The sequence below is a fragment of the Thermonema sp. genome (genome assembly GCF_026003375.1).
In the GTDB taxonomy this organism is placed as follows: Bacteria; Bacteroidota; Bacteroidia; order Cytophagales; family Thermonemataceae; genus Thermonema; species Thermonema rossianum.
In genome coordinates this window covers 260,417-272,710 of record NZ_BPHD01000001.1, presented here as the reverse complement: position 1 = coordinate 272,710, position 12,294 = coordinate 260,417, and the positions used below count along the sequence as shown (strand labels likewise).

Below are 12,294 nucleotides of genomic sequence, written 5' to 3'. Positions count from 1 at the left end.
AATTCATTAGTTTTGGCACCCAAAGCATCCAAAAAACAAAGCAGCAATGAAAAAATCTTTTATTGAAGAGCTCAAGTGGCGCGGCATGTTGCACGATATGATGCCGGGCACCGAAGAGCAGCTGAATAAGGAGGTAACCACCGCCTACATAGGATTTGACCCCACCGCCCCCTCTTTGCATATAGGCAACCTGGCTACCATTATGCTCCTGAAGCATTTTCAGCTGGCAGGGCATAAGCCCATTGCTTTGGTGGGGGGTGCCACAGCCATGATAGGCGACCCCAGTGGAAAAAACGCCGAGCGTGCTTTCCTTTCCGAAGAAACCATCCGCTACAACGAACAGTGCATACAACAGCAGTTGGCTAAGTTTTTGGACTTTGACGCGGGCGAATGCTCGGCAGAGTTGTTGAACAACTACGACTGGTTCAAAGCAATCGGTTTCCTGCAGTTCCTGCGCGACGTGGGCAAGCACATCACCGTAAACTACATGATGGCTAAAGATTCGGTAAAAAACCGTATGGAAACAGGCATTTCTTATACGGAGTTTACTTACCAACTCATGCAAGGCTACGATTTCCTTTACCTGTATCAAAACAAAAACTGCAAATTGCAAATGGGCGGCTCCGACCAATGGGGCAACATCACTACCGGCACCGAGCTGATTCGACGCATTGCCGGCAGCGAAGCATATGCCCTCACCACCCCGCTCATCACCAAAGCCGATGGCACCAAGTTTGGGAAGTCCGAAGGGGGCGAAAACATATGGCTCGACCCCAAAATGACTTCGCCTTACAAGTTCTATCAGTTCTGGATCAACGTAAGCGACGAAGACGCCGAACGCTTAATCAAAGTGTTCAGCTTAAAAGAGCGTGAAGAAATCGAAGCTCTGATAGAGCAACATAGACAAGTGCCCCACTTGCGTGTGTTGCAAAACACCTTGGCCGAAGAGCTCACCGAGCGTATCCACTCACGCCAAGAGCTGGAAAAGGCACAAGCAGCCACTGAAATATTCTTTAAAAAAGATGCAGTGGAAGCCCTCAAAAAAATAGACGAGCAGACGCTGCTCGAGATATTCGAAGGGGTGCCGCAAGTAAGCATCAGCCGGGGCGAATACCAAGCTTGTGAAAGCATCACTGACCTGCTGTCCACGGTCACGCAGGGCAGCATTTTCAAGTCGAAATCCGAAGCCCGCAAAGCAATTCAAGCCAATAGCGTCAGCATAAACAAAGAAAAGGTAAGCGACCCACAGGCCAAGCCTCAGTTTGAACTGCTTCAAGGGCACTACCTGCTGGTGCAGCATGGTAAAAAGAAATACTACCTCGTTCGTGTCAACGACTAACACTTATGCCCCTGATTAGGGGCATTCACCCTATTTGAAAAGGCTTATGAGCACTACACAGAAGCAAGAAATCGCCGTTTTAGGTAGTGGGAGCTGGGCTACCGCCCTTGTGAAAATACTATCGGAAAACGAGCAGGCAGCCATTCACTGGTGGGTGCGCAACCCGGAAACAGCCGAACACATACGCACTTACCGGCACAACCCCGGCTATTTGAGCGATGTGGAAATCCGGCCGGAGCGAGTCGTACAAGTCAGCAGCTCGATACGGGAGGTGCTGGCACCGGCCCGCTGGGTGGTGGTGGCCATCCCCGCTGCCTTTGTTAAGGAAGCGCTTTCTTCTACCACCGCCGACGATTGGTCCTCAAAAAAAGTAGTGTCGGGGGTTAAGGGGGTCATTCCCGAAGACTACCTGCTGGTGACCCAATGGATAAGCCGGCAGTTTGAGCTTGCCGAAGAGAACATGGCTGTCATTGCCGGTCCCTGCCATGCCGAAGAGATAGCCTTGGAACGGCAGTCCTATCTGACGATTGCTTCGCTTAACTTCGCCATCAGCGAAGCCTTTGCCCGGTTGATGAACTGCCGTTATGTGAAAGCCACCCCCTTCGATGACCTCTACGGTGTGGAATATTGCGCCATCATGAAAAATATCATTGCCATTGGTTGTGGCATTGCCCATGGACTTGGATTTGGCGACAATTTTCAAGCCGTATTGGTAGTCAATGCCCTGCGTGAAATGAAGGCGCTCATCGATGCGGTTTACCCGCTACACCGTGAACTGACTCATACCGCCTATTTGGGCGATTTGCTGGTTACGGCTTATTCTCAATTTAGTCGCAACCGCACCTTTGGCAACATGATAGGCAGGGGGTATAGTGTAAAATCGGCACAGATGGAAATGAAAATGGTAGCCGAAGGTTATTATGCTGCCAAGGGTATTTATCAAATCAGCCGTAAGCACGGCGTGGTTTGCCCTATCATGAACGGGGTGTACAGAATACTGTATGAAGAAGTGCCGGCAAAGAAAGTGTTTGAAAAAATACGTGCAGAGCTGCAATAGGTATGGAGTTCGGTAAAGTAAGCGACATCAGTGGTATCGATTTTTCACTCCCCCCCGACCCTGCCTTTAACCGTTATTACCTGTCGAAGGCAGCCACAACCAAGCAAGCTACTCGTTGGTTTGTCGGCTGCCCCATCTGGGTACAAAAAGAGTGGGCAGGCAAATGGTATCCGCCCCAAACCCCTTCTCAGAAGTACTTATGGCATTATAGCCGCCAATTCAATACCATAGAGCTCAACAGCACCCACTATGCCTTGCCGGGCGGCACCACCGTTCAAAAATGGGTAGAACAAACACCCGGCAGCTTTCGTTTTTGCCCTAAGTTGCCCCAAAGCATCAGTCATCAGCTGGATGGTCCTTTTCTGAAAAAAGAAATAGAAGCTTTTGTTGCCTTTTGCGATGCTTTGGGCGAACGCTTAGGCACGCCCTTTATGCAGCTTCCCCCTGCTTTCACAACGCGGCAATCTACGTTTTTGCTTCGTTTTTTAGATAGTTACCCCTTCGATAAGCTACCCCTTTCCATAGAGTTCCGGCATGCTTCCTGGTTTAAGTACCTCTCACGAACAGCCGATAAGCTGCACAGTTATGGTGCCGGACTGGTGATTACAGACGTTGCCGGGCGGCGTGATGTGCTGCACATGGGCTTATGCAATGCCACAGCCATGATTCGCTTCGTAGGCAACGGGCTGCACCCCACCGATTACAGCCGCATAGACGAGTGGGTCGAGCGGTTGGCACATTGGCAAGCACAAGGGATAGAGCAAGTGTTTTTCTTCGTTCATGAACCGGACAATGTGCAGGCTCCCGACCTGGCAGCCTACCTCATCTGTCAGTTGAATCAAAAGCTTGGTTTGGATTTAAAAGTACCTCAACGCTTCGACATACAACAATCTCTATTTTAGCGCCCGGTACACATAACTTTCTTTGTCGATGCCTTCGCCTATGTGCAGAATCAGTGTTTTGCGGTTGGGCTTCTCTACTTCAAAACGCTGCTTCACGACTTTACCCATCGGGTCACGGGCTTCTATGATAAGGGCGGGCTTTTCCGGATGACGGTCCCAATACCAACGACTGGTCAGCACTTTGGCCTTCGGATTGTCCGGATATACCTGACATATGCCGCCTTCTGCAAACACCATCACATTCCCCAAACGCTTTGCCGCCATTTCTGCCTCTGTAATTACAATTTGGTGCATACGGATTTCTACCAAACGCCACTTGCCTATGACCGAAGGCTGTGAAAATGAAAACGCCGACACACAAACAGACAACAACAATACATACAATCCACGCATACGCTTTTCAATAATTTTGGTTTTTGGTTTATCCTGACGCAAAGAGTGTGCTAAAATGGTGCAATTTTTGTAAACTTACATGATATATGAAAAAACTTACACAAGAAAGCTTATGAAACGATTGGGGGTTGCCATCTTGTTTATATTGCTTCTCAGCCTGCCTTCCGAGGCGCAAGTATTGAGGCAATACTTAAAGCTAACGCAAAATATTGAAAAAAGCTACCGCATGGGCGACTATAAGCGTGCCCATGCATTGGCAGAAAAGAAACTAAGCCGTGCCAAAAGTGATATTCAAAGAGCTTGGTTCCAAGCCCTTCAAGCCCGCAACCTGGAAGCCTTGGCACGTTTCGAAGACATGCAAAAGGCCGTTGAAGAAAGCGGTAAAATATGGGAAAAAGCAAAAGACCAAGGCGACAGCTTTGCCTTGGGGCAACTATTGTTAACCCATACTTATCTTGAATATGGCAACTTCAGGCGTGCGCATCAGCTGTTGACAGCCATCGACAGCAGCCGCATTCAAGACCCTTTGGTGAAGACTTTTTACAAAGAAATGCAAGCATGGCTTCTGCTGGAAAGCCAAGAAGCTGCGCAAGCCTATGCATTGGCACAGGAAGCAGCCAAGGAGCGCCGCCAACAGGCAGAAGGCAGTGCCCGCAAGCTGTCAGGTCCGGAAAAGCGCTTTGTAAAACGGCAACTGGCACGCGACCTCACCCTGCAAGCACGCGCCCAAACCGTGTATGGCGATTACGAAAAAGCTGACTCGCTGCTGAAGACTTACAACCTCACAGTACGCCGCCTGGTGGGCGTTACCGACCCGGATTATGCCGCACACCTGATTGCCTTCGGCGAGAATTATGATGCACAGGAGAATTACGCCAAAGCCACCTCGTATTATAAGATGGCACAGCGTGCCCAGCTCTATTATGCTTTTGCTTTTAAGGAGTCAAGTAAAACCTATTTGCACCTGCTCGAAGGCATTGCACGCAACAGTGTAAAGCGGCGGCAACTGCGGTTCGTGCAAAATGCCAACATACGCGAGATGAAGCGCGTCGCAGAACAATATTACGGCAAGCAGTCCCCCTATTATTTCAGAGCACAAATCATTGAGATGGAGCGCGCCATCCGTGACCGACGCTTCAAACAAGCCGAAGCCATCCTGCTTAGCATCACCCAAAACGAAAAGCTTCCCAAAGATCATCCTATCTACGCCGACTTGCTGCGCGTATGGACGGAACTCTACGTGCAAAACGACGTGTCCATACAAAAAGCAGAGGAGCTGAACCAACGCTATTTGGAAGCCCAGCAGCAGCGCCTCATCCCCGGAACCTTTGCCTACCGCCTTGCCCAAGTTGATTGGGCCGGCTTCCACGTCAATTATGGCGAAGATTTTCTAAAAGCCAAAAATATATTTGAAAAAGAAGTGCCGGTAGAACTTTTCGAAGAGAAAATGTATTTTGGTCACTACCTCTCGCCTGCCTACCACCGCTTATATGCCGAATTCTTTTTACTCAACGACCGTTACGCACGTGCCAAAGCCCTCATGCAGCAGACCGTAGAGCAACTCAACCGGCGCTATGGCGAACGGCATATCAAAGTGGCACGCGCCAAACTGCTTTTTGCTGAAATACTGCAAGAAAACGGGGAGTTCAAACAAGCCGGTGAAGAAGCACAGGATGCCCTGCAAATCATAGAAAAGAATGGCGACCCCGAAAGCATCGACTATGCCCTGGCATTGATGCAAGTAGCCAAAGTATATGCCGCCATCAGCGACTACGGCAGAGCTACCCAGCTACTCAGCCAAGCCAATGCCACCATTACTGCCGTAGAGCGCCAAGCAGCCAAAAAGCAAAAAAAACAAGGCATTCCTACCGACTATACGGCACTCAAAGCCGGTTCTGTAGAAGAGCTTGCCGAGGTGTATGCCCGCATGGGCGAGTTTGAAAGCACCTTGCGGCTGCTTACAGACGTTCTGGACAAAAAAGAAAAAAAATACGGGGCAAACAGCCGCCGTCTCATCCGCCCCCATCAAGCCATGGCAAGCGTGCTCATCCTGCAAGGCAACTATACCGACGCACAAAAACATATTTACACAGCGCTCGATATTGCAGAAAAAAGCTACGGCAAGCAGTCACTCAAGTATGCCGATGTCCTTACACAACAAGCCAAGATACATATAGAATTGGGTGACATTGAAAAAGCCGAAGCCGAAGCCGAGCTGATTCGGCGCATACAAATAGACAAACTGGGCAAGCTGCATATTAAAATGGCCGATATATTGAGCGAAGCAGCCCTCATAGAGTATAGCCTGCACCCTGAACGCTATGCCGAAACCGAAGCCGTTTTAAAGGAAGCCATCGACTTGGCAGCAAGCACTTTCGACAAACAACACCCCACCTATGCCCAACTGATAAGCTCGCTTGCCGTTCTTTATAAAAACGAGCGCCGCTACGGCGATGCTGTCCGGCTCTTAAAGCAAGCCGAAGAAATTTACGGCAATAAGTTTGGTAAAAAACACCACCAAGTGGCTTATGTCAAAAGCCTATTGGGCGAAGTAAGCCTAAGCGAAGGGGCTTATGATGACGCCCGCGCCTATTTTCAAGAAGCAAGAGACATTTATGCCAGTGCCTTTGGCGAACAACACCCTGCCTATGTCCGTCAAATCAGTTATTTGGCGCGCCTGGCTTATATCAAAGGGCAAGTGGACTCGGCAGCCGCACTTTACCAACAGAGCCTGGACGGCTACCTCTTATTTATCGAGCGCTATTTCCCCAGCCTGAGCGAGCGCGAAAAAGCCAAATATTGGGCAAGCATACAGCCCCACTTCCAACTGTTCAAATCATTGGCTACAGGACGTCCTGCGGGCAGCCCCCTGCACGAAACCCTGCTCAACTATACTCTGACTACCAAAGCCATTCTGCTCAATGCCGGACAAAAAACCCGGCAACAGCTGACCCAAAGCCAAGACAGCACCTTGACAGCCCTTTACAACCAATGGGTAAGAAGAAAAGAACAGCTGGCAGCCCTGCTCAACTTGAGCAAAGAAGACCAACTACGCAGTGGAGTGAATGTACTGGTCCTGGAGTCGGAAATCAACCGGCTGGAGAAGCAGCTGTCCGAGCGCGCCGCCCTTTTCAATAAATTGAAAGTAGAAAAAGTCAATTGGCAACAAGTACAAAAACAACTACAGCCCGACGAGGCAGCCATTGAGCTCATCCGGGTGCAACACTTCGACCCACAGCAAAATGCATTTACCGATTCGGTTTATTATGTAGCCTACATCCTGCTGCCTGCAGGCAAGCGCCCTGTGCCGGTAATCTTTAAGGAAGGCAAGACACTCGAAAACCGCTACTACAACTATTACCGCAACGCCACCCGCTTCAAGCTGCGCGACCGCTTCTCTTATGAGCAATTCTGGCAGAATATCGAAGAGCGCCTGCCCGCCACGGTCAAACGTGTGTTTGTTTCGCCCGATGGCGTATATAATCAAATCAACATAGCTGCTTTTTACCGCCCGTTGAAGGACAACTATGTCTTCGATACCTACGACATACGCTATATCAGCAACAGTAAAGAGCTGCTGAAACGCAGTCCGGCGCCCATAGAGCAAAAAACCACTGCCGGGCAGGTGCTTATTGTGGGCAATCCGGATTTTGGCGGAGAAGTACCCCCATTACCCGGCGCCGAGCTGGAAGCCCGCCTCATTGCCCAACTGCTAAAGTCATTCAACTGGCCAATTCTCACGCTCTTGGGCGCCAATGCCACCGAGCAAAGCATTAAACAACTCAAGCAGCCACCACGCATCCTTCACTTTGCAACCCACGGTTTTTTTGCCCCCGGTAGTGACAACTATTCGGAAAATACCTCTTTTGAAAACCTGTTGGCCAATGACCCTATGCTGCGCTCCGGCCTGCTGCTCAAAGACGGGGGGCGCTTGCTTAACGAAGGCGCGGCCGCCATCAACACAGCCGACGGTGTGCTTACTGCTTATGAAGCACAAAACCTGCCCTTGGACAATACCCGTCTGGTAGTGCTTTCGGCCTGTGAAACGGGACTCGGTGACGTACAAATAGGCGAAGGCGTCTATGGACTGCAGCGCGCTTTCTTGGTGGCCGGTGCACGCAGCGTTGTCATGAGCCTTTTCAAGGTCAACGATGAAGCCACCCAAAAGCTTATGAGCTACTTTTATGAATCATATCTGAAAAATGGCAATACGCATCTTGCCTTCCGTCAGGCACAAGAGCGCTTGCGCAAAGAGTACCCACACCCTTACTATTGGGGAAGCTTCGTCATTACAGGTATTGAATAATATTCCGGTCTTGTATAAACACTAAAAACCATCTTGAAACATGAACAAGAACATTTATCTTTTTCTACTGTGTCTGCTGTGTCTGCCCGCATGGCTGCGAGCGCAAAAGCAACCGCTACCCCCACCCATCAATACAGCAGCCATAGAGTACGCCCCCACCGTAAGCGCCGATGGGCGGACCATGATTTTCGAAACCAACCGGAACAACGGCAAGTGGGAGCTGTATGTAAGCTATCTGCGTGACGGGCGCTGGACCAACCCCGAACCCATCGATTCGGTCAATATGTATGGAGGCGATACCGACCTCATCGGCGGACCTTCCATCAGTTACGATGGCAACACGCTCTACTTCTTTGCTTCTTTCAAAGACGGATACGGGCGTGAAGACATTTACTACAGCCGGCGCATTGGCGACCGGTGGAGTAAGCCTCAAAATATTGGTCCGGTCATCAACACGCCTGCTTACGAAGGCTTCCCTTGTATTTCTGCCGATGGCAAAACGCTCTACTTCATCCGGGAAAGCACCGGCGAAGATGGCGACATCCTCACCCGTGGCGATGCTATCTGCTACCGTATTTTCGCTGCCGAAAAGGGCAAAGACGGACAATGGCAAAAGCCTTACCCGCTGCCCATGCCTATCAACTTAGGCTGCGAAAAAGCCCCACGTATCATGTCCGACAATGTAACCCTCATATTTTCCTCTATAAGGGAGGGCGGCATCGGTGAGTTTGACCTCTACCTTTCACGACGTAACGAAGAAGGCGACTGGAGCAATCCTGTCTTAATGGACTTTGCCAGCACCCCCGAACGAGACCAGTTTGCCAGCGTATCGGCTTCGGGCGACTTGCTTTACTTCGTAACCAACAACGACATTTACACAGTACCCATTCCGCCAAAGTTCCGGCAGAACCGGAACATCACCATCCAAGGCTACATCCGCGATGGCGAAAGCAAGCAAGGCATCGGCGCCCATGTCAATGTATATGATGCGGAAACAACCGAACAGCTTATGCAGCTGGAAAACAACCCCTCTGATGGGCGTTATACCGTTGTGCTATCGGAAGGGAAACGCTACATCATAGAAGTGGAAAAGCAAGGATATACGGTCTATTTTTTTGAATTCGATCTGCGAAAGCTGGACAAATACCAAGAGTTTGAACGCGATATAGAGCTGTTCCGCACGGCAGACGTACATGTCAACGCCATTGACCGCCTCATCTACGAACCACTGAACGCCCAAATATTGGTAACCAAACAAGAGGGCGGACAACAAATAGCCCGGCAACAAACCGAAAATGGCAGAACCACCCTCAAGCTACCCATTGGCGCAAGCTACCGGCTCAAAGTAGAAGCCGGCAACTACATAGACACCAGCTTTGTCATTGATCTTAGCGGCAAAGTGCGCTACAATGTAGTGGAAAAGGATGCTGTTTTACGCCCGGAAACCAAAGAATATGAAATCATAGTCAAAGACCTCGAAACCGGCGAAGGCTTACCCTTTACGGTGGTGCTGGTCAACCGCAGCCGGAATGAAGTAATTACCTTGGACGAGAGCAGCAGCAACACCCCCGGTTATTACAAGGTACATATCCGCGAATCGGACGAGTACGAGCTGGAAGTACGCAACCCCGCGGGCTATGCCTTCTATTCAGATAAAAACCCGGTCATCAGTGCCAAAGATGCAGAAAGAAAGAAAGTCATTGAGCTGGCACCGCTGAAAATAGGCACCCGCTTGACACTCAACAATATTTATTTTGAGACCGGTTCGGCAGAGCTTTCCGATGCTTCGGAACGTGAACTGAAAAAGGTGATAGAACTGATGCAAAGAAACCCCACACTCAAAATAGAGCTGGCTGCCCATACCGACGACAAGGGTTCAGAAGCCTTCAACCAACGCCTGTCGCAAGCACGCGCACAAAGTGTGTTCAATTACCTTAAAAAATTTGGTATTCCCGAAGAGCGCATGGTACCTAAGGGCTACGGCGAATCACAGCCCGTAGTGCCCAATGACTCGGATGAAAACCGGGCAAAAAACAGACGGTGTGAGCTAATTGTCATCGGTATTTAAAAACTTTAAAACTGCGAAACTATGAAAGTAACATATAAACACTTATTATTTCTGTTCCTTTGGTGCATGGGCATGGCCCCCCTCTATGGGCAAAAAATCAAATACAGCCGCGACATTTACCCCTTAATACAGGAAGGAAATTACTTGCAAGCCTACCGCATGCTGCACATTTACCTTCAAAAAGAGCCCGATGCCATCAATGCCTACTATCAGTTGGCACGCATCAGCGAACAGCGCGCCAACCGCTTCGACCCGCTGCTTCAAGGGCATATCGTCATGCGCTATGCCGATAGTTGCATTTACTATTTCTCGGAGTTCGATAAGCGCCTTACCGAAAAAGAACTGCGCAAAAATGCAGAGTATTATGAGGATTTTTTCGATGAAGAGGACAAAGCCAGCGGAAAGCCCAAAATAGAAATAAACGAGGTAAAGCCTGTCATTGAGCAAAAAATAGCTCATTATCGCCGGCTCAAAGAAAACCTAAGCACCATCCTACGGCATTTTGGAAAAGCCGTAGAACACTACGACGCAAGCCTGCGTCTTTATAACGGCCTCACCGAACAGTATTATACCTACAAAGAGCTGCTTATACTGGCCGATGAAAACGTGATCGAGACACTCAACCGGCTGGCTTTGCACTATGACTCCACTGTTTATTACCTCGATCGCTACCGCCGGGCACTCGACCAATATCCGCTTGAAGGATACAACCAAAGATATACGGTGCGCCCTATTGTGGATTTCCGCATAGATGGCGTGGAGCCTTTCGTAGACTTTCTGCGCCCCGACATTCAACTGTGGAATTATGCACAGTGGGCAAGGCAAACCGTGGAAAATATTCAAAAAGAAATAAAACCACTCAAACAGTCGCTGGCGGCCGCCTTTAAAGAGGCCATACAAGCTGCCGACAACAAGCAAAGTTATGAAATAGATCGCCCACTGTTGCTGAAACTGAACCGCTATGATTACAACTCACTCATATCCAACTTGATAGAATATTATGCACACAAATCTGCCTATGCACAAGCAGAGCAAATTGCCAAGCTCGAAACCAATTTAGATGCACGCGAAGAAGCACAGCGATTCAGCGAACTGCTTTTCTATGGTGGAAAAGCCAAAGAAGCGCTATCTGCTTCATTGGCTGCAGCCAATGAAAAAAACTTTAAAAAGTATGAAACCATATTGAATAGCCGCTATACTTCACTCAACACCTTGCGCCAGGCCCTGTCACAAGAAGATGCCTGGATAAATCAAGAGGTACGCCGGCTGGAGACAGAGGTAAAAGACCAAATCAACCGTCTGCTGGAAAGCATGCCGGTCACTTCTTACGAAAATGTACCTTTGCCTACCACCCCCAACTGGCGCCCACTTGACGAGGTAAAAGAAGGCGAATGGGTCGTGGCTGAAAGCGTAAAAGACGGTGCAGGCAATTATTATCTCTGCGGCTTCCGTCGCGCAGCCAATGACCAACTGACCGGTTTCGTGGTAAAAATATCGGAAGGCAAGGTTGTATGGATGCACCAAGAAAAAGAAAGTGAAGCACAAACCTCCACTGCTTACACCTCACTGACCCTCACCGAAGACGGCTGCCTGGTAACCGCCGTTGCCTGCGCCACGGGTCCTTATAGCATACAAAAAGCTGCCATAGAACGATTTAGCAATGCAGGCAAGCGCATTGAAAAGGTCCCCCTTCCTTTTACTGACTGCCCGCGCTTTATTCGCTACAATGATGTTTTTGGCTATTGGACATTACTTGCCAAAGGGCAAGCCCTCTTCGACCCGGCTACCGCTAATGAAAAAGTTCTGCTCATAGAAGCCAAAGCAAGCAACGGGCAGCTTAACTGGCAACAGGAGTTTCGTCTTTTAGGCAATGTGGTGAACCTCGTACCGGTAGAACGTGGCTATGTGGTCATCGGCAATTTCAGCGAAATCAGCTTCCCCGATGGGGAAAAAGCAGTAAGCCGGGTCAATAATTTGGCACACCACACCAATGTGTTTGCCGTAAAGTACAGCTCCAAATTAGGCAATATCACCCGCCGTAACTACTACCCTTCCAAGCAACCATTGGCTGTTTATCAAGTTTATAAAGCCTCCGATAAGGCCATCCACTTATTGGGGAGCATGGGTACATGGAAATTTCAGACATTCCGCTTCAACCCCTCCGAAAGCCTGCACCTTATTATAGACAGCGAGCTTGATTTTTACTATCCCTTTCAAAAACCATAAAGC

Annotated in this window: 7 protein-coding genes; 6 read left to right on the top strand and 1 reads right to left on the bottom strand. The window is 49.4% G+C overall.

Features of this window, described 5'->3' with window-relative positions; translation table 11 throughout:
* Positions 1-46: 46 nt before the first annotated feature.
* Genes tyrS through QVE43_RS01190 form a run of 3 tightly spaced genes read left to right on the top strand, consistent with a single transcriptional unit; the run spans position 47 to position 3,298 of the window.
* The gene (tyrS, locus tag QVE43_RS01200; protein ID WP_288003915.1) at positions 47-1,339 is read left to right on the top strand and encodes a tyrosine--tRNA ligase; all 1,293 of its coding nucleotides are present in this window, start codon (positions 47-49) and stop codon (positions 1,337-1,339) included.
* Between the two features lie 46 nt (positions 1,340-1,385).
* The gene (locus QVE43_RS01195) at positions 1,386-2,396 is read left to right on the top strand and encodes an NAD(P)H-dependent glycerol-3-phosphate dehydrogenase (RefSeq protein ID WP_288003914.1); all 1,011 of its coding nucleotides are present in this window, start codon (positions 1,386-1,388) and stop codon (positions 2,394-2,396) included.
* A 2-nt stretch (positions 2,397-2,398) separates the two neighbouring features.
* Positions 2,399-3,298: a DUF72 domain-containing protein gene (locus QVE43_RS01190; protein ID WP_288003913.1), complete on the top strand. Its 900-nt coding sequence runs from the start codon at positions 2,399-2,401 to the stop codon at positions 3,296-3,298.
* Here the strand turns inward: QVE43_RS01190 and QVE43_RS01185 are convergent.
* Complete coding sequence (locus tag QVE43_RS01185; protein ID WP_157630041.1) at positions 3,290-3,691, bottom strand: hypothetical protein; 402 nt, start codon at positions 3,689-3,691, stop codon at positions 3,290-3,292. The two genes, QVE43_RS01190 and QVE43_RS01185, sit on opposite strands and share 9 nt — an antisense overlap.
* A 112-nt stretch (positions 3,692-3,803) precedes the next feature.
* Here QVE43_RS01185 and QVE43_RS01180 point away from each other — a divergent pair, with 112 nt between their 5' ends.
* From QVE43_RS01180 to QVE43_RS01170, 3 genes are read left to right on the top strand one after another with little or no spacing between them, the layout of a single operon-like run.
* Positions 3,804-7,997, top strand: a complete 4,194-nt coding sequence (locus QVE43_RS01180; RefSeq protein ID WP_288003912.1) for a CHAT domain-containing protein — start codon at positions 3,804-3,806, stop codon at positions 7,995-7,997.
* Between the two features lie 40 nt (positions 7,998-8,037).
* Complete coding sequence (locus QVE43_RS01175; RefSeq protein ID WP_288003911.1) at positions 8,038-10,065, top strand: OmpA family protein; 2,028 nt, start codon at positions 8,038-8,040, stop codon at positions 10,063-10,065.
* A 21-nt stretch (positions 10,066-10,086) separates the two neighbouring features.
* A complete protein-coding gene (locus QVE43_RS01170; protein WP_288003910.1) occupies positions 10,087-12,291 on the top strand; it encodes a hypothetical protein in 2,205 nt (734 codons plus the stop codon).
* Positions 12,292-12,294 lie beyond the last annotated feature (3 nt).